Raw genomic sequence first — 25,482 nt, 5'->3', positions numbered from 1 at the left:
GCCCCACCCCCGGCGCTACGGCCAAGGGCTCCCGCGCCCGCGCCCGGCTCTTGACCGGGCGCGACCGCGAGAAGATCACTTCGCGAGCAGCGAACGCAGCACGTACTGCATGATGCCACCGTGCCGGTAGTAGTCGGCCTCCCCGGGGGTGTCGATGCGCACCACCGCGTCGAACTCGACGCCACCCGCCTTGACGTGCACCGTCTGCGGGATGCCGCCCTTGTTGAGCTCCTCGACGCCCGTGATGTCGAACGTCTCCTCGCCCGTCAGGCCGAGCGCCTCCGCCGAGCCCCCCTCGGGGAACTGCAGCGGGAGCACGCCCATGCCGATCAGGTTGGAGCGGTGGATGCGCTCGTACGACTCCGCGATCACGGCGCGGACGCCCAGCAGCGCCGTGCCCTTGGCCGCCCAGTCGCGGGAGGAGCCCGAGCCGTATTCCTTGCCCGCCAGCACCACGAGCGGCGTCTCGGCCGCGGCGTAGTTGACGGAGGCGTCGTAGATGAACGACACCGGGCCGTCGGACTGGGTGAAGTCGCGGGTGTAGCCGCCCTCGGTGCCCGGCGCGATCTGGTTGCGCAGGCGGATGTTGGCGAACGTGCCCCTGATCATCACCTCGTGGTTGCCGCGCCGCGAGCCGTAGGAGTTGAAGTCCTTGACCTCGACCCCGTTGGCCCGCAGGTATTGCGCGGCCGGGGTGCCGGCCTTGATGGAGCCCGCCGGCGAGATGTGGTCGGTGGTGACCGAGTCGCCGACCTTGACCAGCACGCGGGCGCCGGAGATGTCGGACACCGGCTCCGGCTTCGACGGCATGCCGTCGAAGTAGGGGGCCTTGCGCACGTAGGTCGAGGACGGGTCCCACTCGAAGGTGTTGCCCGTGGGGATCGGCAGCGAGCGCCAGTGGTCGTCGCCCTTGAACACGTCGGCGTAGTCACGCTCGAACATGTCACGGCCGATCGAGGAGTTGACCACCGAGGTGATCTCCTCCGGCGACGGCCAGATGTCCTTGAGGTAGACGGGCTCGCCGTCGTTGCCCAGGCCGAGCGGCTCGGTGTCGAGGTCGAGGTCCATCGTCCCGGCCAGCGCGTAGGCGACCACCAGCGGCGGCGAGGCCAGGTAGTTCATCTTCACGTCGGGGTTGATGCGGCCCTCGAAGTTGCGGTTGCCGGACAGCACCGCCGTGACGGCCAGGTCGTTGGCCTGGATGGCGTCGGAGATCTCGGGCAGCAGCGGGCCCGAGTTGCCGATGCAGGTGGTGCAGCCGTAGCCGACGAGGTTGAACCCGATCTTGTCGAGGTACGGCTGGAGCCCCGAGCGCTCGAAGTAGCCGGTGACGACCTGCGAACCGGGCGCCAGCGAGGTCTTGACCCACGGCTTGCGGGTCAGGCCCTTCTCGACCGCGTTGCGGGCCAGCAGCGCCGCGCCGATCATGACGAACGGGTTGGAGGTGTTGGTGCACGAGGTGATCGCGGCGATCGAGACGATGCCGTGGTCGATCTCGAACGTGGTGCCGTCGGCCAGCGTGACGGGGACCGGCTTGTGCGGCCGGCCGCCGTTGGCGCGGGAGTTGGAGGCGGGCGAGTCGGAGGCGGGGAAGGACTCCTCGCCCTCCTCGTCGATGCCGTCGGGCACGTAGTTCTGGACGTCGTGGCGCCAGGTGGCCTTGGCCGCCGACAGGACGATGCGGTCCTGCGGGCGCTTGGGGCCGGCGATGGACGGGACGACCGTGCCGAGGTCGAGCTCGATGTACTCGGAGAAGACCGGCTCGGCCGCGGCCGGGTCGAGCCAGAGGCCCTGGGTCTTGGCGTACGCCTCGACGAGGGCGATCTGCTCCTCGGAACGGCCGGTCAGCCGCAGGTAGTCGACCGTCTGGCCGTCGATCGGGAAGATCGCGCAGGTGGAGCCGAACTCGGGGCTCATGTTGCCGATCGTGGCCCGGTCGGCCAGCGGCACGGAGGAGACGCCCTCGCCGTAGAACTCCACGAACTTGCCGACCACGCCGTGCTTGCGCAGGATCTCGGTGATCGTCAGCACCAGGTCGGTGGCGGTGGCCCCGGCCGGGAGCGCGCCGCTGAGCTTGAAGCCGACCACGCGCGGGATGAGCATGGAGATCGGCTGGCCGAGCATCGCGGCCTCGGCCTCGATGCCGCCGACGCCCCAGCCCAGGACGCCGATGCCGTTCTCCATCGTGGTGTGGGAGTCGGTGCCGACGCAGGTGTCGGGGTAGGCCTTGCCGTCGCGGGTCATGACCACGCGCGCCAGGTGCTCGATGTTGACCTGGTGGACGATGCCGGTGCCGGGCGGGACGACCTTGAACTCGTCGAAGGCCGTCTGGCCCCAGCGCAGGAACTGGTAGCGCTCGCGGTTGCGCTCGTACTCGCGCTCGACGTTGCGCTGGAACGAGTCGGGGTGGCCGAAGTAGTCGACGATGACCGAGTGGTCGATCACCATCTCGGCCGGCGCGAGCGGGTTGATCCGGGCGGCGTCGCCGCCGAGGTCGCGTACGGCCTCCCGCATGGTGGCCAGGTCGACCACGCACGGCACGCCGGTGAAGTCCTGCATGATGACGCGGCCCGGCGTGAACTGGATCTCCACGCTCGGGGCCGCGGTCGGGTCCCAGCCGCCCAGCGCACGGATGTGGTCGGCGGTGATGTTGGCGCCGTCCTCGGTGCGGAGGAGGTTTTCCAGCAGGATCTTCAGGCTGTACGGGAGGCGTGCGGCGCCTTCGACGGCGTCCAGCCGGAAAATCTCGTATGACGCGTCGCCGACGCGTAGCGTGTCACGGCTGCCGAAGCTGTTCGCGGACACGGTGATTCGCCTCCTCCATCAGACAATTCTCAGACCAAATCCTGCCGCACTCCGGGAACCGGCCTCACGTTAGGTGACCCTAACTCGCAGCCCGTGCGGCGGATGTCTCGACGTCAAGATATCTCCAAAGGTATCTCGACATCAACTTAAACGGGCACCAGCCGCCAGAACAGCAGGCCGACGATGGCGACGGAGAGCACCGGAGCGAGGATCTTCTGCTCGAACTTCTTGCCCGTCTTGATGCCGATCTTCCAGGGCAGGAGCCACCTGGCCGACAGCGGCCAGAGCACGGGACACCCTCTCTCGGTCATGCAGTCGCCCACGACATGGATGAGGCATCCCACCCCCACGGCCAGCCCCAGCCACGCGTAGCCCACGCCGAGTGAGAAGAAGACGGCGTAGAGGCCGGCGGTCAGCCCGATGTTGATCATGGCGGAGCCGAGTTTGTTGCCCGGGATCCCGACGCCGACCGCCCGCAGCGCCAGCCCGATGAGCAGGACGACCATGATGTCGCGCCCGATCGGATAGGTGCCGGCCAGCCAGTGCGCCCCCAGCCCGAGCGCCACGGCGAACACCAGCGAGTGCGTCGCCCCCCTGTGCCCGCCGCTGAGCCAGGCCACGGCCTTGCTGAGCATCCAGGTGACCGGCCCGAAGGTCTGCGCGATCGTGGCGCTCGGATGGTCGAGGTCGGGCAGCATCGCCGCGCCCGCGCAGATGATCGCCCCTGCGATCAGCTCGGCGGGACTGAGCGCGGTGGCCATGATCCCGGTCTCGACGAAGCGGGTGGTCTCGTTCACCAGTGGCAGTGCGGCGAGGGGTGGCGCCAGCCCCAGCCAGGCGATGGCCCCGGTCATCGCATGTGTGTGCCCCATCATGATCGGGACTGTACGGCAAAGAAACCTTTTACGCGGTGAGGCCCGCCGCCGGGCCCCGAGACGAGGCCGGAACGTTCCCGTAAACGCAGACGAGGTCGTCTCCGCGGCGACAGCACCCCCCAGCCCTGCCGACGCGGAACGACCTCGTCTGATGTGAATAACGACCCTCTCGCCAATCCTGTTCCCGGATTCCGCAACTTTTTCGTGATCTGGCTCACTCAGTCCTTCGGCTTGCTAACGACACACTATCGATATATCTTTGATGCATCGAGAACAGATCACGATATAGGGGGATTCATGACTTCCGCACACGCAACAGGAGGGCCCTGGCCCGGCGCACACGAGTACAAGAGGGCAGCCCGCGAGGCGTTCAAGGCCGTGTCAGAGGCCTTCGAGCAGATGGGCCGCCAGCACCATCACCACCGCGGCGGCGGCCCGCACGAGCATCGGGAGCGCGGCCGGCGAGGCGGGCCCGGCGGCCCGTTCCCGTTCGACTTCGGGCGCGGCCCGTGGGGCGGCGGCGGTCCCGGCGGCCCATGGGGCGGCGGGCCTCGCGGCTGGGGCGGCAGGACCCGCAAGGCCAAGCGAGGCGACGTACGCGCCGCGATCCTGGCCCTGCTGTCCGAGGAGCCCCGCAACGGCTACCAGATCATCCAGGAGATCGCCGAGCGCAGCGAGGGCGGCTGGAAGCCCAGCCCCGGCGCCGTCTACCCGGCGCTGCAGCAGCTCACCGACGAGGGCCTGGTCATCTCGGAGGAGAACGAGGGCCGCAAGACCTTCACCCTCACCGACGAAGGCCGCAACTACATCGAGGCGCACGCCGACGAGGTCCAGGCCCCGTGGGACGAGATGCGGCCGGATATCGACGACAACACCGCCGATCTCTGGCATATCGCCCGGCAGTCCGCATTCGCCATGATGCAAGTTCTTCAGACCGGAAACGACGCACAAATCCGCGAAGCGCGTAAGACTCTGGTAGAGACCCGGCGCAAGCTGTACCAAATTCTGGCCGACGGCGAACCGGGCGACGAATGAGCGAGGGGGCCTGCATGGACCGTAACGACCTCCGTATCGGGGACGCGGAGCGGGAGCAGACGATGGCCGCCCTGCGTGAGCACTTCGCGCAGGGCCGCCTGACCCACGAGGAGCTCGACGAACGACTCGATCGGACGCTGGCCGCCAAGACGGCCCGCGACCTCGCCGCGGTGGTGGCGGACCTGCCGGGTGCGGCGCCCGCCTACGGGCACCGCGACCCCCTCCCCCACTACGACGCCCCTCAGTTCGACATGCCGCACTTCGACAAGGACGCCTGGCGGCAGGCGATGCGGGCGCACCGGGGCCAGATGCAGGCCATGCACCACGCGCAGCGTGAGATGCGCAGGGGCGGGCCCGGCCACATGGGACGGCGCCACAGGGGCCCCGGACCGTTCCTGCCGGTGTTGTTCGTGTTCCTGATGCTGGGCCTGATCTTCGGCGGACTCGGCATCTTCAAGGTATTGCTGGTGGTGTGGCTGGGGGCCATGCTGTTCAGCCTGATCCACCGGCGTTTCCACTACCGCAGATGAGGTCCTGCCCAGATCGTTTTGGGCCTTGACCCTGTCAGGGCCTCAATTCATGATCTGGGCGGGTCTTCAGACGCGAAGGGACGCCGCATGACCGAGCAGGGCAATCCGGTACGCCACACGAACCCGTTCGCCGCGATCGACGGCGGACTCGTCATGGACGTGCCGGCGTACCAAGCCGGTTTCGACCGCGACCACGAGCTCTGCACTGGGCAGATGTGGAAACTCGAACGCGCCCAGGACTTCTACGAGCCCGACGTCGCGAGCTGGCGGGCCATGATGGACGGCGACTGGGAGCGCTCGCTCGCCCTGGCCGACCGCATGGCGGCGCCCGTGGCCGACTACTTCCGCCACCGCACTCCCGTCAGGCGGGTGCGCGTGGTGGAGCTCCCGATCACCCCGTACCTGCAGTGGGAGATGCACGTGCTGGCGCTGCGCGCCAAGGTCGGCTCTCCCTGCAGGGTGGTGCCCGCCGCTCGGGTGGCGGACCTGGAGCCCGTGCCGGAGCTGGTGATCTTCTCCACCACCCTCATGTACGAGGTGCTGTACGACCGTCACGGCGGGGGCCGGGGCGGCCGGCGGATCACCGGCGCCGAGGTGGTCGAGCCCTGTCTCGACGTGGTCCAGGAGTTGTTCGCCGAGGGTGAGGACGTGCTCGGCTTCCATGAGCGGGAGGTCGTGCCGCTGCCGCCGCCGTTGATCACGGACGAGATGCGGGACGCGCTGCCCGCCTACGCGCACCGTACCGAGGAGTTCAGGGTCTGACCGCCTCGTTCAGGCAGCGGAGGACCGGGAAGCCGGTCAAAGCGCTGGTGTCCAGCTCCTGTGCGGTGCCGACGTGGAAGACGGCGCTCTCGCCCGGCAGCAGCGTGACGAGCTGGTCGTCCACGGTGGCCGCCGGGTCGAGCCGGTCGGGGAAGATCGCCAGCTCGCGCAGCACGCTGACCGCGGTGACGGTCACGCGGTAGCCGCCAGGCTCGCGTTCGGCGTGCGCGTCGTAGGCGGCCGGCGGGAACGCCGTCGCGGTGTCCTCGGCGTAGCAGCGCGTCGTGCGGATGGCGCCCAGCCGGGCGGTGAACAGCTCGCGCGCCGGGTCGTCGGGCACCGCGACCGACTCGGGCAGCACCACCCTGATGACCGAGCGCGGCGCCGCGTGCACCGCGACGACCTCCTTGGCCAGCGGCTCGCCGGCGAGGCCGCGCCGCGCCAGGTGCAGCTCGCCCGACCAGGGCTCGGCGGTGTCGTTGACCAGGGCCAGCTCCCCGTCCTGGACGGTGAGCAGGCGGTCGGCGTAGGCGTGGCGCAGCGCGTACCAGAGCGGTTTGCGCCGCCCGTCGCCGTCCACCGCCGACCAGGACGTGACCGGCCAGCAGTCGTTGAGCTGCCAGACGATCGTCCCCATGCAGTACGGCATGAGCGAGCGGAACCGCTCGATCCCGAACGCCATCGCGCGGGCCTGGTTGAGCTGCGTGTAGTAGTGCCAGTCGTCGAACGTCCGCGGCTCCGGCAGGTGCCGGCCGAGCCCGCGCAGCAGTTTGCCCTGGCCGTCGATCGCCTTCTGGTGCCCGGAGTCCGGCGTCAGCGGCTCGTCGGAGGAGGCCCGGCGCAGGGTGGCGTACGCGGGCGGCCCCTGGAAGCCGAACTCGGCCACGAACCGCGGCCGGTAGGCGGCGTAGCGGGTGTAGTCCTCGCGGTTCCACACGTCCCAGATGTGCACGGTGCCGCTCGCCGGGTCATTCGGCGGCAGGCCGGGCGCTCCCGAGTAGGGGCTGCCCGGCCAGTAGGGCCGGCCGGGGTCGAGCTCGGCGACGATCGACGGCAGCAGGTCGTGGTAGAAGCCCGCGCCCCAGCTACGACCGGCGAGCTCGTCCTGCCAGCCCCAGTCGGCGTGGCCCTCCAGGTTCTCGTTGTTGCCGCACCACAGCACGAGGCTCGGATGCCCGGCGAGCCTGGCGACGTGCTGCCTGGCCTCCGCCGTCACCTCCGACCTGAACGGCTCCTCCTCCGGGTAGGCGGCGCAGGCGAACGGGAAGTCCTGCCACACGAGCAGGCCCAGCTCGTCGGCCAGGTCGTAGAAGTCCTCGCTCTCGTACAGGCCGCCGCCCCAGACCCGCAGCAGGTTGACCCCGGCGGCCGTGGCCTGCCCGAACCGCCCGGCCAGCCGCGGCCTGGTGATCCGGGCGGGGAAGCAGTCGTCGGGGATCCAGTTGACGCCCCTGACGAAGACCGGCACACCGTTGACCTTCAGCCGGAACGCATCGCGCTCCAGCTCGACCGAGCGGAACCCGATCTTCCCGTGCCACTCGTCACCGCCGCTCAGGCGGACGGTCAGGTCGTAGCGGGGCTGGCCGCCGTACCCTCGCGGCCACCACAGCTCCGGCTCGGGCACGCGCAGCGACACGACGGCCGCCCGGCCCTCCAAGCGATGCTCAGTGGTGATCCCGCCGATCGTCGCGGTGAGGGTGAGCGGCTCCTCGGTCGTCCGCTCGACGCGTACGTGCACGTCCACCGTGCCGTCGGCGTGCGCGAGCGGGCGCACCTCGGCCAGGCGTGCCCCGCTCCAGCCCGCCAGCCCGATCGGCCGCCAGATCCCGGCCGTGACCAGCGTCGGGCCCCAGTCCCAGCCGAAGTTGCAGGCCATCTTCCTGACGAACTGGTAGGGCTCGTCGTAGGCGCCCGGGCGCTCTCCCAGAGCCGCCCGCTGCACTCCGGCGTAGTCGTAGACCGAGCCGAACCGCACGATCAGCTCGTTGCCGCCGTCGCGCAGCAGGTGGCGGACGGGGAAGCGGTAGGAGCGGTGCTGGTTGGCGGTGGCGCCGACGCGGACCCCGTTGAGGATGATCGTGGCGACCGTGTCGAGCCCCTCGCACACCAGGTCGGTGCGCTCGTCCTGGTCGGGCGACCAGGCGAAGACGGTGCGGTAGGTCCATTCCGTGCGGCCGATCCAGGCCAGCCGGTGCTCATTGCCGTCCAGGTAGGGGTCCTCGATGACCCCGGCGGCGAGCAGATCGGTGTGCACGCAGCCGGGCACGCTCGCGGGGAGCTCCGCGAGGTCGCGCGACGACAGGGTCCAGCCCTCGTGCAGCGGACGGTACGAACTCACGTGGCTCTCCTCAGCAGTCGCTCAGCCCGGCGCACGCCACGAAATGTCCCGGACTCGCCTCGTACAGCGCGCCGGTGCCCCCGCCGCGGTGGTAGAAGCAGGTGTCCGAAGGCGGGGCGTCGTCCCAGGCCTCGTGCAGCCGCGGCACGGCCGCCAGCAGCTCACGCGTGTAGGGATGCAGCGGGTCGCCGAAGACCCGCTCGGTCGGCCCCATCTCGGCCACGCTCCCCCCGCGCAGCACCACCGTCCGCTCGGCGAGGTAGTTGCCCAGCGACAGGTCGTGCGTGATGTAGAGCACGCCGAGGCCCCTGGCCTTCAGCTCGGCCAGCAGGTTGAGCACGTCGATGCGGGTGGAGGCGTCCAGCATGCTGGTGATCTCGTCGGCCACCAGCAGCTTGATGTCCAGCAGCAGGGCGCGGGCGATGAGCAGGCGCTGGAGCTGGCCGCCGCTGAGCTGGTGCGGGTACTTGCCGAGCACCTGCCCCGGGTTGAGCCGTACGTCGCGCAGGCTCGTCTCGATCCGCTCCGCCCACTCGGCGGCGGGGACGGCCGGGTAGTAGGTGTCCTTGATCATGGAGAACACCCGGTCGGCCTTGAACACCGGGTTGAAGGAGCTGAACGGGTCCTGGAAGATGCCCTGGATGTGGCGGTAGTACTCCTTGCCCGCCCGGACCGGCAGGCCGTCGAAGGTGATCGAGCCGCGGGTGATCGGGTTCAGGCCGAGGATCATCCGGCCGATCGTGCTCTTGCCGCTGCCGCTCTCGCCGATCAGCGAGACGACCTCGCCGGGGACGACGTCGAAGCTCACGTTCCGCACGGCCGTGACGCTCTTGCCGCCGAAGGCGCCGATCCTGAATTCCTTGGTGACGTCGTCGAGTTTCAGCATCAGGCCTTCCAGCAGGCGACGTGGTGGCCGGGGGCGAGTTCGGTCACCGGCGGGTCCTGCGCGCACTCGTCGCCGGCGATCGGGCAGCGGTCGCGGAAGCGGCAGCCGGCGGGCGGGTCGAGCAGCGAGGGCGGGCTGCCCGCGATGCCCTCCAGCCGCCGGTCGGCGTAGCGGACGCCGACCTCGGGCAGGGAGTCGAGGAGCAGCCTGGTGTACGGGTGCCTGGGCGCCTTGACGATCACGTCGGCGGGGGCCTTCTCGGCCAGTTTGCCGGCGTACATGACCATGATCGTGTCGGCGATGTGGTGGGTGAGCGCGAGGTCGTGGGTGACGAAGATCATGCTCTTGACGTAGCCGCTCTCCCGGAAGCCGAGCAGGGCGCGGGCCACGGCCTTCTGGGTGGAGACGTCGAGCGCGGAGGTGACCTCGTCGGCGATCAGCAGGGATGGGTCGAGCAGCGTGGAGATGACCATCACCATGCGCTGCTTCATGCCGCCCGACAGCTCGATCGGGTAGCGGTCGAGCACCTCGCGGGGCAGGCCGACCTGGCTCATCCGGCTCTCCAGCTCGGCGGTGTCCACGTCCGTGCCCCTGGAGGCGAGCAGCTCGGTGACCATCTTGCGGAGCTTGCGGGTGGGGTTGAGCGCGCTCATGGCGTACTGCGGGATGATGGAGACCTTGCGGAAGCGGAAGTCGTTCATGCGGCGGTCGTCGGCGATGGGCAGCTCCTCGCCGTCGAGCACGACCCGGCCGCCGGCGTGGCGCATGCGGCCGTCCATCCTGATGAGGCTCTTGGCCAGCGTGCTCTTGCCGCAGCCCGACTCGCCGACCAGGCCGAGAATCTCGCCGTCCGACAGGCCGAAGGACATGCCGTCGAGGGCGCGCACCTCGCCCTTGAGCGTCCTGTAGTACACCTTCAGCTCGCTGACCAGCAGGCTCATGTCTCCCTCAGCTTCGGGTTGAAGACCTCGTCGAGGCCGACGTTGGCCACGTACAGGGCGCCGACGATGGCGGTGATGGCCGCGCCCGGCGGCACGAACCACCACCAGAGGCCGAGTTGGAGCGCGCTCCATTGGCTGGCGTTCTGCAGCATCAGGCCGAGCGAGACCCCGTCCGTGGGGCCGAGGCCGATGAAGTCGAGTGAGGAGGCGATCAGGATCGAGCCGCCGAACAGCAGGATGAACGTCATGAACAGGTAGGAGCTCATGTTCGGCGCGATCTCCCTGCTGATGATCCGCCAGGTGCCCGCGCCGCTCATCCTGGCCAGGTCCACGAACTCACGCGTCCGCAGCGAGAACGTCTGCGCCCTGATCGCCCGCGCCGCCCACGGCCACTGCGTCAGGCCGATGAACAGACCCTGCACGGCCACGCTGCGGATGCCCAGGTACGCGTTGATGATCAGCAGCACGGCCAGGGTGGGGATGACGAGGATGACGTTGGTCAGCATGTTGAGCACCTCGTCGACCACGCCGCCGCGGTAGCCGGCCACGAAGCCGACGACCATGCCGATGACCGCCGCGATGCCGCCGCCGATCACGCCCACGGCGAAGGTGCTGCGCAGGCCGTGCACGAACTGGAGGAAGATGTCCTGGCCGAAGGTGGTGGTGCCGAGCCAGTGCGCGGCGGAGGGCGGGCTCATGGGGCTGGTCCCGTACTCGTTGGGCGCGCCGCCGATCAGCACGGGCCCGATCAGGCCGAGCACGAGCATGGCGAGCACGATGGCGAACCCGGTCAGCAGCTTGCCGTTGCGCACCGCGAAATAGAGCGCCTCGCGGCGCACCCCGGCGCGCTCGCGCGGCTCGGCTTCCTGTAGTGCCGTCATGCCCGCGCACCCGCCATTCCCGCCCGCGTGCGCGGATCGACCACCACGTAGACGACGTCGATGATGAAGTTGGCGATCAGCACGCCGAGCACGATGAACAGGAACGTGCCCTGGAGGAGGAAGAAGTCCTTGTTCTGGATGGCCTTGAGGATGAGGCTGCCGAGCCCCGGGTAGGCGAAGACGATCTCCGTGACGAGCGCCCCCGCCACCAGCACGCCGAGCTGCAGGGCCAGGCCGGTGATCTGGGGCAGGACGGCGTTGCGGAAGGCGTACCTGCGGATGAGCCTGGCGGGCGCGCCCAGCGCGGCCAGGTAGTTGGAGTAGTCGGACTCCAGCTCGTAGATGATCATGTTGCGCATGCCGATGGCCCAGCCGCCCAGCGCCACCAGGAAGAGCGACAGGAACGGCAGCGCCCAGTGGTGCACCAGGTCGAGCGCGAACGTCAGCGACCAGTTGGGCCGCATCGAGAAGCTGTAGCCGCCGGCGACCGGGAAGAGGTCGGCGATCACGCCGAGCGACCAGGCCAGCAGCACCGCCAGCCACATGTACGGCATGGCGGTGAGCACGTACCCGAGCGGCAGCACGGTGTTGTCGAGGAGCTTGCGCCTGGCGGCGTACGCGCCGAAGCGGTTGCCCACCACCCAGCTCAGCAGCACGGACGGGATGATCAGAGCCAGCGTGTACGGCACCGCGTTCATGATCACGGTGGTGACCGGGGTCGGGAACAGCCAGATGCTGATCCCGAAGTCGCCCGTGAACAGGGCGCCCCAGAAGTTGACGTACTGCTGCCACAGCGGCTGGTCGAAGCCGAAGAGGCTGTTGTAGTAGACGCGCATCGCCTCGACGGCCTCGGGCTTGGCGACGCTGGCCCGCGCGACCATGCTGGCGACCGGGTCGCCGGGCATGAAGCGCGGAATCATCCAGTTGACCGTGACGGCGACGAAGAAGGTCAGTCCGTAGATGAGCAGTTTTCTACCGAAATAACGGCGCACGCGAGTGTCTCCGTGAAGGCCCTCCGCCCCGGACGGTGACGGGGCGGAGGGACGGGGGCCGGCGGGTCAGGAGCCCGAAGGCTGGAGCTGGGTGAGCGTCTCGAAGCCGCCCAGTTCGAGCCAGTTGCGCCACATCACGGCGCCGGTCTTGGGCGCGCTGCCGGCCGCGGCCGGCCAGTTCTTCCACACGCTGGTGCTGGACTGCGCCCAGAGGCCGTTGTACCAGAGCGGGATGACCGGCATGTCGGCGAGATGGATCTCCTGGAGCTGGGAGGCGATCTTCTTCATGCCCTCGACGTCGTCGGTCTTGACCTGGTCGAGCTGCTGGACGAGCGCCCAGGCCTTCTTGTTCTCGTACCTGGCGAAGTTGACCGTGTTCTGCTGCTTGAGCACGGGGAGCTGGAACATGTACTCGTAGTAGGTGTACGGCGAGTTCGACAGCTGCCGCTCGTTGTTGACCAGCAGGTCGAAGTCGCCCTTGCTGCGCTTCTCCACCAGTGCGTTGTAGTCGGGGAAGTCGGGCGTGATCTGGATGCCGGCGGACTTGGCGCTGGCCGCGATGGACCTGGCCGACTCCATCCAGTCGGTCCAGCCGGACGGCACGATCAGGGACAGGCTGATCTTCGAGCCGTCCTTGTTCTCCACGAATCCGTCGCCGTCGCCGTCCTTGTAGCCGGCGTCCGCGAGCAGCTTCTTGGCCTTGGCCGCGTCGAAGGCGAACCCGGACTTACCGACGACCGCCTGGTCCACGAACTGCTCCCACTGCGGCAGCAGGCCGGTCGGGCTGGCGGCCTTGACCAGGTTGCCGTAGACGCCCTCGACGATCTTCTTGACGTCGACCGAGGAGGCCAGCGCCTTGCGGAAGGCCGGGTCGTCCATCGGCTTCTTGGTCGTGTTGGGCACCAGCCACGCGGTGTTGGCCGACAGCATGTACGGCGGCTCGTTGTAGTACGTCGTCAGCCCGAAGTTCCCCTGGACGAGGTTGGCCACGCCGGGCAGGAAGTTGTTGCTGAGGTCCAGCTTCTGCTGCAGCAGCAGGCCCATGGCGACCTCGTTGCTGGGCGTGGCGATGTCCACGATGTACTTGGGCTTGGGCTCCATGTTGAGCGCCGCCTTGCCCCACCAGTCGTCGCGCCGCTGCAGGACCACGCGGTCCTGGTCCTTGCTCATGAACGTGTACGCGCCGGTCCCGACCGGGTTCTCGTTGACGCCGTCGAGGACCTCCTTCTCGCTGCGGCCCTTCCAGACGTGCTCGGGCACGATGGAGCGGGTGTAGAGCATGAAGTCCCACTCCTGGTAGTTGGCCTTGGAGAAGGTGAACTTCACGGTCTGGTCGTCGGTGGCCTCGACGGTCTTCAGCCAGTCCCACAGGTTGTGGTACGGGATCGTCTCCATCTTCCCGAGCTCGAAGGTGAAGACGACGTCCTTGGCGGTGAGCGGCTGGCCGTCGGCCCACTTGACGCCCGGGCGGAGCTTGACCTCGTACGTGGTGTCGTCGGTCCACGTGCCGCTGGCGGCCAGCCACGGCGTGAGCTTGGCCGCGGTGGTGTCGTAGTGGAACATCGTCTCGTACACCAGGCCCTTGGTGCCGCTCGCCGAGTCCCATTCCCTGATGGGGTTGAAGTTGGCGGGCGGGCCCCACTGGGTGCCCGTCGTGTAGAGCGTCTCGTTGCGTGGCAGGGAGTCGGGGTTGGCACTGGCCGTCGCGCCCTGGCTCGGCGCCTGGGTGGCCGGCGGGGTCGGTGTGGATCCGCCGCCGGTGCAGGCCGTGGCCAGCAGGCCCGCCGCCACGAGCGGAATCAGGATCCGAGCCCGGTTACGCATCGCTTCTCTCCTTCCTCCGCGCCCGGCGCGAAGGTTCGAACGTCTGCTACAGACACCCCGATGGACCAGGCCTCCTGGGAGCGCTCCCAACAGATTGCGGAGCATGCCCCCGCCAAGGAGACCGGTGAGCGATCACTCTTCAGTAGTCGCAGGTTGCGGGACCTGCTGAACCGGATAAGTACCGCGAACGTAAATTCCGGATGTCCGCTCCGTCAAGGGTCGTGACGCTTTCGAGACGTGAGCGGGTGGCCTGCGCGGACGCACCTCGCGTCACTTTGGTTTACCGGTGTTGCAGGGAAATGTCCCAAATTTCATGACAAATAGGTCTCGATCCCGACAGAATGCGGTGCCATCCAGCCTCAACCGCAACTGGAGGAATCCCCCTATGCGTAGACCCCTAGGGGTACTTGCCGGACTCGTGAGCCTGGCGGCGTTCGTTACGCCCCTCAGCGCCGCCGAGGCCGCGATCGCGACCACTGCTGGAACCACGGGAACCGCAGCCGAGGCCGCAAGGTGCCGGATCAGCGTGGCCAAGCCGCGCCTCAGCACCGCACTCAAGATCGAGACATCCGCCGCCCGCCGCGGCTGCTTCAATTCCGCCCTGCTGCGCATCCGCGTCAAGCGAGCCGTCCCGGGCACCGACCCGGTCGTCAAGAGCGGCGCCACCAGGAAGGGCCGCATCACCCTCGCCGTGACCTGCCAGCCCGGCACCTACTACGCGGTCGCGACCGACTACCGGGGCCGCACCGCCAGGTCCAAGGCCGCCAAGCTGACCTGCTCCCCCGACAGCACCCCCACGCCCACGCCCACCGGCACGGCGACCCCGACGCCCTCGCCGAGCCCCACCTCCAGTGCCACCACGCCGCCTCCTTCCTCTGGCTCCGTGGGCACCACCGAGGAGAACGAGGTCGTCAGGCTGACCAACGCCGAGCGGGCCAAGGGCGGCTGCGCGCCGCTCACGCACAACGCGCAGCTCCGCGCCGCCGCCTTCGGCCACTCCTCCGACATGGCGAAGAACAACTACTTCAGCCACACCTCGCAGGACGGCCGCAGCTTCCTCGACCGCATCAGGGCGGCCGGGTTCACCGGCGGCTCCGGCTGGGCCGAGAACATCGCCAAGGGCCAGCCCACCCCGGCCTCGGTCGTCGATGCGTGGATGAACAGCGCCGGCCACAAGGCCAACATCATGAACTGCAAGTACAACCTGATCGGCGTGGGCGCCGCCAAGACCTCCGGGGGCCAGATCGTCTGGACCCAGGACTTCGCCGCCAAGTAGGAGCGCCCCCTTCCGCCACCCGCTGCCGGGCCATGGTGATCGCCGTGGCCCGGCAGCGGCGCGCGGGGGCTATGCCAGTGACGCGCGCAGGCGGGCCAGCTCGCCCGCGATCGTGGTCACGGTCCAGTGCGCGTTGAGCCCGCTCGGGTTCGGCAGCACCCACACCCGCGCGCCTCCGACCGGCTCGGTCTGCGGCCCGATGACCGCTTTGGGCCGCTCGAAGGCCGTCCGGTACGCCGAGATGCCCAGCACCGCCAGCACCCGCGGCCCGGCCCGCATCACCTTGGCCGCCAGCCCGGCCCCGCCCGCCACCAGCTCCTCCCGGGTCAGCTCGGACGCCTTGGCGCTGGCGCGGGGCACGATGTTCGTGATGCCCAGCCCGTACGCGGGCAGCAGCCGCTGCTCGGCGGGCGCGAGCAGGCGCGGCGTGAAGCCGGACAGGTGCAGCGCGGGCCAGAACCGGTTGCCCGGCCGGGCGAAGTGATGCCCGGTGGCCTCGGACATGAGCCCGGGGTTGATGCCGCAGAACAACACGTCGAGCGGCGGGATCAGGACGTCTTCGAGCACGTGCCGGAGATTAGCCGACGTTCGCCCGTTCCCGCCTCATCCCATGTCTTCGAGCTTGCGGCCCTTGGTCTCCTTGACCCACTTGGCCACGAACAGGAACGACAGCAGCGCGAAGAGCGCGTACATGGCGTACGTGAGCGGCAGGTTCCAGGCCGCCAGCGCGGGGAACGTCACCGTGATCAGCCAGTTGGCGACCCACTGCGCCGCGGCGGCGAGGCCGAGCGCGGCGGCGCGGATGCGGTTCGGGAACATCTCGCCGAGCAGCACCCAGACGACCACGCCCCACGACAAGGCGAAGAACAGCACGAACACGTTCGCCGCCACGAGCGCGATCGCGCCCTGCGGATCCGGCAGGCGGACCGAGTCCCCCACGGTCCTGGCCGCGCTGAACGCCCACGCCGCGGTGGCCAGCGAGATCGCCATCCCGGCCGAGCCGATGAGCAGCAGCGGCTTGCGCCCGATCTTGTCCACCAGCGAGATCGCGATGAACGTGCCGATGATGTTGATGATCGAGCTGGAGAAGCTGATCAGCAGCGAGTCGCTCTGGTTGATGCCCACCGACTGCCACAGCACGGACGAGTAGTAGAAGATCACGTTGATGCCGACGAACTGCTGGAACGCCGACAGGGCGATGCCGATCCAGACGATCGGCAGCAGTCCGTACGCCGGGCCGCGCAGGTCCTTCATCCCGGGCACCCGCTCGGTCCGCAGGACGCGCTGGATCTCCGCGATGCGGCCGTCGATGTCCACGTCGTCGCCCTCGACCTCGGCCAGCACCTCCCGCGCCTGCCTGGTCCGGCCCGACATGATCAGGTAGCGGGGCGACTCGGGGATGGTCAGGGCGAACAGCAGGTACAGCAGGGCCGGCACGACGCACGCGCCCAGCATCCACTGCCAGGCGTCCAGGCCCAGCAGCTGGTTGTTGACGTTCCCGCCGGCCAGCCGGGCGATCAGGTAGTTGACGAGCTGGGAGACCGCGATCCCGAGCACGATGGCGAGCTGCTGGAACGACCCCAGCCGGCCCCGGTAGGCGGGCGGCGCCACCTCGGCGATGTACGCCGGCCCGAGCACCGAGGCCATGCCGATCGCGAAACCGGCCATCACCCGCCAGAAGGCCAGGTCCCAGATCGCGAACGGCAGCATCTGCCCGATCGAGCTGACGGCGAACAACAGCGCCGCCACCTGCATCGACCTCGTACGCCCCAGCCGGTCGGCCAGGCCGCCGCCCACCCACGCCCCCACGGCCGAGCCGAGCAGCGCGATCGCCACCACGAACCCGATCTCGACCGGACCCACCTGGAAGTACTTCTGGATCCCGACGACGGCGCCGTTGATGACGGCGCTGTCGTACCCGAACAGGAACCCGCCGATGGCCGCCGCCGCCGTGATGAACACGACGTGGCCCAAATGCTCATGATGGGTGTACTGAGTAGCCATACAGGTCCTTCCCCCGGATCGGGGCATACCCGCAGGTCACTCAGCATACGGCCGCACTTACCCAAGCTTTAGAGACGCGGGTCCACCGGCTCCGACTCCAGGGCCAGCACGGCGAACACCGGCTCGTGGACCCGCCAGCCCGCCTCGCCGGCCGCCAGCCTCGACAGCGCCTCCAGGCCCAGCGCGTATTCGCGCAGCGCCATCGCGCGCTTCTTGCCCAGGAAGCGCCTGCGCAGCACGTCGAGCGACTCGGTGTAGTCGGGGCCGTAGATGATCCGCAGGTATTCGCGGCCGCGCACCTTGACCCCCGGCTGCACCCGGCCGGGCGCGTAGGAGGCGGGCTTGACCACCATGCCCTCGCCGCCGGCCGCGGTCATCGACTCCCACCACTCCGTCGCCTCGGCCCGGGACGCGGGCGAGTCGAGCGTGACGAAGACGTGCCCGGTCCTGGCAATCAGCGGCGAGTCGAGCAGCGCCAGCGTGGACAGGTGCCAGGCGTGCGGCTCCAGCGCCGTGGCCCGCCCCTCACAGGCCAGGATCTGGAACGGCGCCACCCTGATCCCCTCCAACCCGTCCACCGGCCAGCAGTAACGCGCGTAGGCGGCACGGAACAGGGCGGCGTTGGCGTCGCGGCGCCGGGTGCGGGCCAGCAGGTCGCCCACGTCCAGGCCGCGCCCGGCCGCCGCCTCCAGCGCCGAGACCGCCTCCGGCAGCGCGGCACGGGCCGCCGCCCCGACGGAGGCGTACTGCGACTTGATCAGCTCCCCGGCCTTCGCCGACCAGGGCAGCAGCTCGCAGTCGAGCACCACCCAGTCGGAGCCGAGCTCGGCCCACAGCGGCTCGCAGGCTTCGCGCAGCCCCTCGACCAGCGGCGTCGTATCGGCGAAGAACGGCCGCCCGGTACGGGTGTAGACGGCGCCCGCGCTCCCGTCGGTCACCCCGAACCGCTCAGCCGCCACCTCGGGCGTCCTGGCCAGCACGGCCACGGCCCGCGAGCCCATGTGCTTCTCCTCGCACACGACCTCGCGCACCCCGGCGGCGGCGAACTCCTCGAACGCCTCGTGCGGGTGCTCCAGATGGCCGTCGAGGGACGAGGTCTCCGGCGGGGCCATGGTGGGCGGCAGGTAGACCAGCCAGCGCGGGTCCACCGCGAACCTGCTCATGATCTCCAGCGCGGCGGCCGCGTTCTCCTCCATGACCTTGACGCGGGTGCCGAAGCCGGTCTCGACGTAGCGGGTGCCGATCACGTCGTTGATGTCCAGCATGCCCGGGTCCCTGGCGGGGGTGCCGCCGAGCGGCTTGGCCGGTTCGTACCACATCTGCTCCGCGGGAACCTGGACGATCTCGCGTTCGGGGTAGCGCAGCGCGGTCAGGTGGCCGCCGAACACGCAGCCGGTGTCGAGGCAGATCGTGTTGTTGACCCACTCGGGCCGGATCGTGGGGGTGTGACCGTAGACGACCATGGCCCGGCCCCGGTACTCGTCGGCCCACGGGTAGCGGACCGGCAGGCCGTACTCGTCGGTCTCGCCGGTGGTGTCGCCGTACAGGGCGAACGAGCGCACCCGGCCCGAGGCGCGGCCGTGGTAGGCCTCCTTGAGCCCGGCGTGCGCGACGACGAGCCGGCCTCCGTCCAGCCGGTAGTGGCTGAGCAGGCCGTCCATGAACGTCCGCGCCCGCTCCACGAACTCGGGCGGCTGCGCGGCGAGCTGGTCGAGCGACTCCTGCAGGCCGTGGGCGACCTTGACCTTGCGGCCGTTGAGCGCGCGCACCAGCTTCTGCTCGTGGTTGCCCGCCACGCAGACCGCGGTGCCCGCCTCCACCATGTCCATGACCAGGCGCAGCACGCCCGGCGAGTCGGGCCCGCGGTCCACCAGGTCGCCGACGAACACCGCCGTACGGCCCTCCGGGTGCTTGAGGCCTTCCCAGCCGAGCTCGCGCAGCAGCGTCTCCAGCTCCGCGCGGCAGCCGTGGACGTCGCCGATGATGTCGAAGGGGCCGGTCAGGTCGGTCTTGTCCGACCACGCCTTGTCGTAGGCGACGGTGGCGTTCTCGATCTCGTCGAGCCCGCGCAGCACGTGGACCCGCCTGAACCCGTCGTTGGAGATCTTGCCGAGCGAGCGGCGCAGGTCCTTGCGCTGCCTGATCACCACGCCGGCGCCGAAGTCGCGGTCGGGCCTGGCGGCGTTGCGCTCGATGGCCACCTCCTCCGGCACGTCGAGCACGATGGCGTCGGCCAGCACGTCGTGCTTCTTCGCCAGGTCGAGCAGGCTCCGGCGGGCGGCGTACTGGACGTTGGTGGCGTCCACGACGGTGAGCAGGCCCCTGGCCAGGCGCACGCCGACGATGTGGTGCAGCAGGTCGAAGGCCGCCGGGGTGGCCGACTGGTCGTTCTGGTCATCGGCGACCAGCCCGCGGCAGAAGTCGGAGGAGATGATCTGGGTGGGCTTGAAGTGCCGGGCGGCGAACGTGGACTTGCCGCTGCCCGACACGCCGACGAGCACCACGAGGGAGAGCTCAGGAACGCTGATCACGGGTGAACACTCCCATCTGGGTGGGCGGGCCGACCTCGGGGTCGTCCTCGCCGACCGGTTCGAACACGACCTGGTAGCCGTGCCGCGCGGCCACTCCCGTGGCCCATGCCGCGAACTCGGCGCGCGTCCACTCGAAACGGTGGTCGGGGTGGCGCAGCCCGGTCAGGAACTCGTAGCGGACGTTGTACTCGATGTTGGGGGTGGTGACGATCACGTGCTCCGGCTTGGCGTGGGCGAACACGACGCGTTCGAGCGCGGCCAGGCGCGGCGGGTCCACGTGCTCGACGACCTCCATGAGGACGGCCGCGTCGTAGCCGGACAGCCGCTTGTCGGTGTAGGTGAGCGCGCCCTGGAACAGGGTGAGCCGGGCGCGCTTGCTGTCGGGCATGCGGTCGAGGCGCAGCTTGCGGGCCGCGATGGTGAGCGCCATCGAGGAGACGTCCATGCCGCCGACCCGGGCGAACCTGGGCTTGGCCAGCAGCGCGCCGACCAGCTCGCCCTGGCCGCAGCCCAGGTCGATCACGCTGACCGCGCCCAGGTCTGCCAGCTTGGCGAGCACGGCCTCGCGCCGCCGCGCGTTGAGCGGCTTGCTCTTGGCCTCAGGCTCAGGCTCGCCCTCGGTCTCCTGCGCGACCTCGGCCTCCGCGACCTCGGCCTCCGCGGCGGCGGCCTCGTCGGCGGCGGTCACCCCGGCGGGTGCCTCTTCCTCGACCGCGGGCTCCAGCGCCTCCTCGGTCTCGTCGCCCAGCTCGGCCAGCCTGGCCAGCGCGGTGCGAGCCAGCGACCGGCGCCGTCCCAGGTAGCGCCGGGTGATCAGGCCGCGCTCCGGGTGCGCGTGCAGCCAGCCGCCGCCCGCCCTGATCAGCTTGTCCACCTCGTCGGGCGCGATCCAGTAGTGCTTGCCGTCGTCGAGCACCGGCAGCAGCACGTACAGGTGGTTGAGCGCGTCGGACAGGAGGGCGGTGCCGCTCAGGGTGAGCCGGACATAGCGCGACTCGCCCCACTCGGGAAAGCTCTCGTCCAGCGGGGACGCCTGCGCCTCCACCGTCCACCCGAGCGGCTCGAACAGCCGTTGTGCCAGCTCGGGACCCCCGCGGCAGGGCAGCGCCGGCAGCCGCAGCTCCAGCGGCAGCGGCGTGCCGGGCAGCTCGGGCCTGGCCTTGCAGCGGCCCGCCCGCGCGGTCCGGAACACGTCCCCCAGCGCCACCGCCAGCAGCGAGGAGGCGGCGTACGGGCGGTCGTTGACGTACTGCGACAGGCTGAAGTCGGGCGAGCTCTTGCCCCGCGACCTGACCAGCGCGATCGGGTCGATCTCGAGCATCAGCGCCGCCGTGCAGCGCTCGCCGCCCGCCTCGGGGTAGAACACCGTGGCCGTGCCGAACGACTGGCTGAACTCCTGCACGCGCTCTGGATGCTTGTGCAGGAGAAAGCCGAGGTCAGTGGCGGGGCTCGCGGTGGTCGTGATCGTCAGCAGCACGCGCCAAGTCTGCCGTAACGCCCCGAACCACCGCCAACCGATTACACGTGGGGAAGGACCTCCGCCGCGATCAGCTCCAGGTGCTCCAGGTCGGCCAGGTCCATGATCTGCAGGTAGACCCGCTCCGCGCCGAGCTCGGCGAACTTCCCGATCTTCGCCACCACCTCGGCCGGCGTGCCGGCCAGGCCGCCCGCGCGCAGGTTGTCGGGGTTCTCGCCGATGGCCGCGGCGCGCCGCTCGACCTCCGCCTGGTCGGCGCCCACGACCGTGGTCTGCGCCACCGAGTACGTCACGGTGCGCCCGTTCTCCTCGCACGCCTGCCGCACCCGCGCGAACGCCTCGGCCGTGTCGGCGAGCGTGCGGAACGGCACGTTGTACTCGTCCGCGTACGCCGCCGCCAGCCTCGGCGTCCGCTTGGCGCCGAACCCGCCGATGATGATCGGCGGCCGCGGCCGCTGCACAGGCTTGGGCAAGGCGGGCGAATCGACGAGCCGGTAGTAGCGGCCCTCGAAGGAGTAGCTCTTCTCCGCCGTCCACAGTCCGTTGACGATCTCGAGCTGCTCCTCGAACCGGCCGAACCGCTCGCCCACCGGCGGGAACGGGATGCCGTACGCGGTGTGCTCGGCGTCGAACCAGCCGGTGCCGAAGCCCAGCTCGGCCCGGCCGCCGCTCATCTGGTCCACCTGCGCGACGCTGATCGCCAGCGGGCCCGGCAGGCGGAACGTGGCCGGCGTCACCAGGGTGCCCAGCCTGATCCTGGAGGTCTCCCTGGCCAGGCCGGCCAGCGTGATCCAGGCGTCGGTCGAGCCTGAGCCCGGGTCGCCCGCGCCGATGCGCTGGTAGTGGTCGGACCGGAAGAAAGCGTCAAAGCCCAGCCGTTCGGTGGCCTGGGCGACAGCGAGCAGGTCGTCATATGTCGCGCCCTGCTGTGGCTCGGTGAAGATCCGCAGCTTCATGACCACATTATCCGCACAGAACGGACGTGAACCGGAAAAGACCCGCGCCGCTTCGGACGCACTTGCTAGCGTTCGAGTCCTGCGCGGTACGTAGCCGATCGACCACGTGGAGTGTCCAATGCCGCGGCACAGCCGGGAGCCAGGAGTGCTCCCCCGCCCTCTGGCCGTCCTGGGCGCGCTCGCGCTCACCGCCGCGACCGGCGTCGCGATCCGCATGCTCCCCGCCGGCGCCGCTCCCGCGCCGGAGCCGACCCAGGTGGCGGAGCACACCCCTGCCGTCTCCGCGGGTTTGGCAGAAGAGCCGGCCCGGTTCGTGGGGTTCGTCGACACCGCCGAGGATCCCGGCTTCGACCTGCCGGCCGAGGCCCGCCGCACCGGGGTCCGCCGGTACGCGCTGGGCCACCTCGTCTCCGGCGGCGACGGATGCATCCCCAAGTGGAACGGCCCGCTCGACCGGCGCGGGAACCCGGTGGCCAACCGGATCGGCCGACTCAGGGCGCTGGGCGGCGACGCCGCGCCCGTGTTCGGCGGGCCGGACGGCCAGGAGCTGGCCGTCACCTGCCGCAGGCCGGGCGGGCTGGCCTCCGCCTACCGAAGGGTGGTCGGGGTGTTCGACGCCGCCGCCATCGACTTCGAGGTCCGCGACAGCGCCGACCGGGCCGCGGTGCTGCGCAGGGCGCGGGCCATCCACGCCGTGCAGCGGGAGCGGCGGCTGCGGGTCGGCTTCACGCTGCCGCTGCATCCGTACGGGCTGAGCTCGGACGACGTCGAGATGCTGCGCGCCACCCAGCGAGCGGGCGCCACGATCGCCACCGTCAACCTGCTGTCCCGCATCGAGCCGCGCACCGCGCCCACCGGCCGCCTGCTCAGGGTGGCGGCGGCCGTGCGGGCGGCCAGGGACCAGATCGCGGAGGCCCAGGGCCTGCCGGACCCCGAGGAGGCGTGGCCCCGCGTCGCCCTGACCCCCGTGCTGGACGGCCGTACCGACCTGAGCGAGCCGGACGCCCGCGCGCTGGCCGCCTACGCCAGCCGCCACGGGCTGGCCTGGCTGTCGCTACGCGGAGTCGCACCAAAGGCGGACGTATCACGAATCCTCTGGAGCACCTCTCCCTGAAGATAGGATTCAAAGCCGAGGGCTTCATAGAGCGGGGAGATCTGCGTGATGGCGGCGCGTCCGGAGACGGCGCGAAAGATCCTGCTCTACTGGATGGACGCCATGATCGGCATGATGGGCGCCCTCTACTTGACGCTCATCGTCCTCCACCTGGTCAACGGCAGGATCTCGGCGTTCGGCGGGACGATCGTGATCGGGTGCCTGCTCGGCTTCTTCGCGCTCTTCCCCTTCCTGCTCAGGAACGCCTACGACGCCCGGCCGCGGCCCACGCTGAAGCTGGTCGCGGCGGGGGTGCTCGCGGCGGTCTCGGTGGCCCTGCTGCCGCGCCAGCCGCTCGACGGCACGGCCACCTGGCTGGAGGTGGGCGCTCTGTGGCTGTCGATCGCCGCGCTCTACCTCCCGCTGGCCGTGACCGCCTGCCTCGGCGTGGTCGTGGTCGGCGCGGTCTCCGGCTACGTGGTGGCGATCACCGGCCAGCCGTGGCCGGGCGTGCTGATCCCCGAGGTGCTCAGCGCCACCCTGATCACGGGAGGCATGCTGCTGTGGCGCTGGCTCTGGTGGACGATCAGGGACGCGCACGACGGCAAGGAGGCGAAGGCCGGCCTGGCGGTGTCGGAAGAGCGGCTGCGCTTCGCCCGCGACCTGCACGATCTGCTCGGGCACAGCCTGTCGGTCATCACGCTGAAGAGCGAGCTGGCCGCGAAGCTGGCGGCCAAGGACCCGGTGCGGGCGGCGGCCGAGATGGCCGACATCCGCGCCCTGGCCGGTGACTCGCTGGCCGAGGTGCAGCAGGCCGTGCACGGCTACCAGGCGCTCGACCTGGACGAGGAGCTCGCGGGCGTGCGCGCGGCGCTGGAGGCGGCCGGGGCCAGCTGCGTGATCGACGCCAGGGCCGACGGCCTCTCACCGGCCGCCAGGACGCTGCTGGCGTGGGCGGTCCGCGAGGGCGTCACGAACGTGCTGAAGCACAGCACCGCCACGCGCTGCGCGATCACGATCGACGGGGGCGTGCTGGAGATGCTCAACGACGGCGTGCTCGCGCGCTCGTCCGCGCCCGGCAACGGCCTGCGCGGCCTGTCGGAGCGGCTGGCCACGGCCGGCGGCTCCGTCTCGGCCGAGCCCACGCCGGCCGGGGAGTTCCTGCTGCGCGCGGCGGTGCCCGCGTGATGCGGCGGGCGACGAGGCTGGACAAGGTCCGCTGGCTGATCGTCTACTCCACCGACTTCCTCCTGCTGATCTCCCTCTTCGGCTACTACGACCTGTACATCCGCTGGCAGCTCGGGGTGCCGGGGCCGCTGCTCCTGGCCGCCGCCGTCCTGCTGCTGGTCTTCAACGTGCTGGCGACCCGGCCGTTCAGGATCGCCATGCGGGGCGGGCGGCGTCCGACGGCGATCCTGGCGGTGACCGGGGCGATCGTCCTGCTCCTGGCCGTCTTCCCGGTCGTGTACCCGATCCCGGTGTGGCTCGGGCTGATGGCGCCGTTCGTACGCAGGCGGACGATCATCGTCCTGTCGGTCGTGTCGATCGTGGTCGTCAACGTCTACGTGGGCGTGTTCGGCGGGTTCGTGCTGCCGCTGTTCCTGGTGCAGACGGTGCTCACGGTCGTCTGCGCGGGCGGCCTGCTGGCGAACCTGTGGCTGTGGCAGGTGGCCAAGGAGGCCCACGAAGGCCAGGAGGCGCTGGCCAGGCTGGCGGTCTCGGAGGAGCGGCTGCGCTTCGCCCGCGACCTGAACGACCTGCTCGGGCAGAGCCTCACCGACATCTCGGCGCGCACGACCGGGGCCGAGCGGGTGCTGGCGGCGGACGGCGCGGCGGCGGCGGCCGAGATGTTCGAGGTACGCGACCTGGCCCGGCGGTCGTTGCGCGAGGTGCGCAACGTCGTGCAGAGCTATCGGGCCATCGACCTGGACGAGGTGCTGGCCGGGGTGCGGGCGGTGCTGGAGGCGGCGGACGTACGCTGCGTCGTGCGCGCAGAGACGGGCGCCCTGACGCCGGAGACCCGCACGCTGCTGGCCACCGTCGTCCGCGAGGGCGCCACGAACGTGCTCAAGCACAGCAAGGCCGAACGTTGCACGATCACGATCGAGGATGGGGTGCTGGAGATGTCCAACGACGGGGTGAGCGGGCCCGTGGGCGAGCACGCGCCCAACGGCCTGGCCGGGCTGGCCCAGCGGGTGCGCGCGGCGGGCGGCACCTTGGAGGCGCAGCCGACCCTCGAAGGCCGCTACGTGCTGCGGGCGGCGGTGCCCGCATGA

Annotated in this window: 20 protein-coding genes; 7 read left to right on the top strand and 13 right to left on the bottom strand. The window is 70.2% G+C overall.

Going from position 1 to position 25,482, the window contains the following annotated elements; all coding sequences use genetic code 11:
- Positions 1–75: 75 nt before the first annotated feature.
- The gene (gene acnA, locus ABEA43_RS08475) at positions 76–2,805 is read right to left on the bottom strand and encodes an aconitate hydratase AcnA (RefSeq protein WP_345560059.1); all 2,730 of its coding nucleotides are present in this window, start codon (positions 2,803–2,805) and stop codon (positions 76–78) included.
- 146 nt (positions 2,806–2,951) lie between these two features.
- Positions 2,952–3,680, bottom strand: a complete 729-nt coding sequence (locus ABEA43_RS08470; RefSeq protein WP_345560058.1) for a metal-dependent hydrolase — start codon at positions 3,678–3,680, stop codon at positions 2,952–2,954.
- A 297-nt stretch (positions 3,681–3,977) separates the two neighbouring features.
- Between ABEA43_RS08470 and ABEA43_RS08465 the strand changes: the two genes are divergently transcribed.
- The 3 genes from ABEA43_RS08465 to ABEA43_RS08455 all read left to right on the top strand — a co-directional run bounded on the left by ABEA43_RS08465 (position 3,978) and on the right by ABEA43_RS08455 (position 6,007).
- Positions 3,978–4,715, top strand: coding sequence for a PadR family transcriptional regulator (locus ABEA43_RS08465; protein WP_345560057.1), 738 nt, complete (start codon positions 3,978–3,980; stop codon positions 4,713–4,715).
- A gap of 14 nt (positions 4,716–4,729) precedes the next feature.
- Complete coding sequence (locus ABEA43_RS08460) at positions 4,730–5,245, top strand: DUF1707 SHOCT-like domain-containing protein (protein ID WP_345560056.1); 516 nt, start codon at positions 4,730–4,732, stop codon at positions 5,243–5,245.
- 87 nt (positions 5,246–5,332) lie between these two features.
- Positions 5,333–6,007, top strand: coding sequence for a DUF6879 family protein (locus ABEA43_RS08455; protein ID WP_345560055.1), 675 nt, complete (start codon positions 5,333–5,335; stop codon positions 6,005–6,007).
- Here ABEA43_RS08455 and ABEA43_RS08450 read toward each other — a convergent pair.
- The 6 genes from ABEA43_RS08450 to ABEA43_RS08425 all read right to left on the bottom strand — a co-directional run bounded on the left by ABEA43_RS08450 (position 5,997) and on the right by ABEA43_RS08425 (position 13,869).
- Positions 5,997–8,345, bottom strand: a complete 2,349-nt coding sequence (locus ABEA43_RS08450; RefSeq protein ID WP_345560054.1) for a glycoside hydrolase family 2 protein — start codon at positions 8,343–8,345, stop codon at positions 5,997–5,999. The genes ABEA43_RS08455 and ABEA43_RS08450 overlap by 11 nt on opposite strands.
- Before the next feature lie 10 nt (positions 8,346–8,355).
- Positions 8,356–9,231, bottom strand: coding sequence for an ATP-binding cassette domain-containing protein (locus tag ABEA43_RS08445; protein ID WP_345560053.1), 876 nt, complete (start codon positions 9,229–9,231; stop codon positions 8,356–8,358).
- Positions 9,231–10,172 carry an ABC transporter ATP-binding protein gene (locus ABEA43_RS08440; RefSeq protein WP_345560052.1) on the bottom strand — a complete coding sequence of 314 codons (942 nt, stop codon included), beginning with the start codon at positions 10,170–10,172 and terminating at the stop codon, positions 9,231–9,233. Before ABEA43_RS08440 ends, ABEA43_RS08445 begins: the two co-directional genes overlap by 1 nt.
- Entirely contained in the window at positions 10,169–11,053 is an 885-nt protein-coding gene (locus ABEA43_RS08435; protein WP_345560051.1) for an ABC transporter permease, read from the bottom strand. The genes ABEA43_RS08440 and ABEA43_RS08435 overlap by 4 nt, the downstream gene beginning before the upstream one ends.
- On the bottom strand, positions 11,050–12,045 hold the full coding sequence (locus tag ABEA43_RS08430; protein WP_345560050.1) for an ABC transporter permease: 996 nt from the start codon (positions 12,043–12,045) through the stop codon (positions 11,050–11,052). Before ABEA43_RS08430 ends, ABEA43_RS08435 begins: the two co-directional genes overlap by 4 nt.
- A gap of 66 nt (positions 12,046–12,111) precedes the next feature.
- Entirely contained in the window at positions 12,112–13,869 is a 1,758-nt protein-coding gene (locus ABEA43_RS08425; RefSeq protein WP_345560049.1) for an ABC transporter substrate-binding protein, read from the bottom strand.
- A gap of 526 nt (positions 13,870–14,395) precedes the next feature.
- On the opposite strand from ABEA43_RS08425, the gene ABEA43_RS08420 reads away from it, so the two are divergent.
- Complete coding sequence (locus ABEA43_RS08420) at positions 14,396–15,145, top strand: CAP domain-containing protein (protein ID WP_345560048.1); 750 nt, start codon at positions 14,396–14,398, stop codon at positions 15,143–15,145.
- A gap of 69 nt (positions 15,146–15,214) precedes the next feature.
- Here the strand turns inward: ABEA43_RS08420 and mug are convergent, their stop codons facing one another.
- The 5 genes from mug to ABEA43_RS08395 all read right to left on the bottom strand — a co-directional run bounded on the left by mug (position 15,215) and on the right by ABEA43_RS08395 (position 22,113).
- Positions 15,215–15,712 (bottom strand): G/U mismatch-specific DNA glycosylase, encoded by a 498-nt coding sequence (gene mug, locus ABEA43_RS08415; RefSeq protein WP_345560047.1) that lies wholly within the window; start codon positions 15,710–15,712, stop codon positions 15,215–15,217.
- Between the two features lie 36 nt (positions 15,713–15,748).
- Entirely contained in the window at positions 15,749–17,149 is a 1,401-nt protein-coding gene (locus tag ABEA43_RS08410; RefSeq protein ID WP_345560046.1) for a sugar porter family MFS transporter, read from the bottom strand.
- Between the two features lie 68 nt (positions 17,150–17,217).
- Positions 17,218–19,680: a polynucleotide kinase-phosphatase gene (locus tag ABEA43_RS08405; protein WP_345560045.1), complete on the bottom strand. Its 2,463-nt coding sequence runs from the start codon at positions 19,678–19,680 to the stop codon at positions 17,218–17,220.
- Entirely contained in the window at positions 19,664–21,157 is a 1,494-nt protein-coding gene (locus ABEA43_RS08400; protein ID WP_345560044.1) for a 3' terminal RNA ribose 2'-O-methyltransferase Hen1, read from the bottom strand. Before ABEA43_RS08400 ends, ABEA43_RS08405 begins: the two co-directional genes overlap by 17 nt.
- Positions 21,158–21,198: 41 nt before the next feature.
- Complete coding sequence (locus ABEA43_RS08395) at positions 21,199–22,113, bottom strand: LLM class F420-dependent oxidoreductase (protein ID WP_345560043.1); 915 nt, start codon at positions 22,111–22,113, stop codon at positions 21,199–21,201.
- 145 nt (positions 22,114–22,258) lie between these two features.
- Here ABEA43_RS08395 and ABEA43_RS08390 point away from each other — a divergent pair, with 145 nt between their 5' ends.
- The 3 genes from ABEA43_RS08390 to ABEA43_RS08380 are packed head-to-tail and all read left to right on the top strand — an operon-like array spanning position 22,259 to position 25,482.
- Positions 22,259–23,227 (top strand): glycoside hydrolase family 18 protein, encoded by a 969-nt coding sequence (locus ABEA43_RS08390; protein ID WP_345560042.1) that lies wholly within the window; start codon positions 22,259–22,261, stop codon positions 23,225–23,227.
- A gap of 48 nt (positions 23,228–23,275) precedes the next feature.
- Complete coding sequence (locus tag ABEA43_RS08385; protein ID WP_345560789.1) at positions 23,276–24,394, top strand: sensor histidine kinase; 1,119 nt, start codon at positions 23,276–23,278, stop codon at positions 24,392–24,394.
- Entirely contained in the window at positions 24,394–25,482 is a 1,089-nt protein-coding gene (locus ABEA43_RS08380) for a sensor histidine kinase (RefSeq protein WP_345560041.1), read from the top strand. Before ABEA43_RS08385 ends, ABEA43_RS08380 begins: the two co-directional genes overlap by 1 nt.

Origin of the sequence: Nonomuraea rosea (assembly GCF_039539705.1) — a bacterium.
GTDB lineage: Bacteria > Actinomycetota > Actinomycetes > Streptosporangiales > Streptosporangiaceae > Nonomuraea > Nonomuraea rosea.
Note: the sequence above shows the minus strand (reverse complement) of the source record. Positions and strands in the feature narration are given on the sequence as shown.

Excerpts from the sequence above, each read along its gene's own strand:
- ABEA43_RS08470 (WP_345560058.1), bottom strand. The coding sequence starts at position 3,680 with ATGATGGGGCACACACATGCGATGACCGGGGCCATCGCCTGGCTGGGG.
- ABEA43_RS08465 (WP_345560057.1), top strand. The coding sequence starts at position 3,978 with ATGACTTCCGCACACGCAACAGGAGGGCCCTGGCCCGGCGCACACGAG.
- ABEA43_RS08460 (WP_345560056.1), top strand. The coding sequence starts at position 4,730 with ATGGACCGTAACGACCTCCGTATCGGGGACGCGGAGCGGGAGCAGACG.
- ABEA43_RS08455 (WP_345560055.1), top strand. The coding sequence starts at position 5,333 with ATGACCGAGCAGGGCAATCCGGTACGCCACACGAACCCGTTCGCCGCG.
- ABEA43_RS08445 (WP_345560053.1), bottom strand. The coding sequence starts at position 9,231 with ATGCTGAAACTCGACGACGTCACCAAGGAATTCAGGATCGGCGCCTTC.
- ABEA43_RS08440 (WP_345560052.1), bottom strand. The coding sequence starts at position 10,172 with ATGAGCCTGCTGGTCAGCGAGCTGAAGGTGTACTACAGGACGCTCAAG.
- ABEA43_RS08435 (WP_345560051.1), bottom strand. The coding sequence starts at position 11,053 with ATGACGGCACTACAGGAAGCCGAGCCGCGCGAGCGCGCCGGGGTGCGC.
- ABEA43_RS08425 (WP_345560049.1), bottom strand. The coding sequence starts at position 13,869 with ATGCGTAACCGGGCTCGGATCCTGATTCCGCTCGTGGCGGCGGGCCTG.
- ABEA43_RS08410 (WP_345560046.1), bottom strand. The coding sequence starts at position 17,149 with ATGGCTACTCAGTACACCCATCATGAGCATTTGGGCCACGTCGTGTTC.
- ABEA43_RS08395 (WP_345560043.1), bottom strand. The coding sequence starts at position 22,113 with ATGAAGCTGCGGATCTTCACCGAGCCACAGCAGGGCGCGACATATGAC.
- ABEA43_RS08385 (WP_345560789.1), top strand. The coding sequence starts at position 23,276 with ATGGCGGCGCGTCCGGAGACGGCGCGAAAGATCCTGCTCTACTGGATG.
- ABEA43_RS08380 (WP_345560041.1), top strand. The coding sequence starts at position 24,394 with ATGCGGCGGGCGACGAGGCTGGACAAGGTCCGCTGGCTGATCGTCTAC.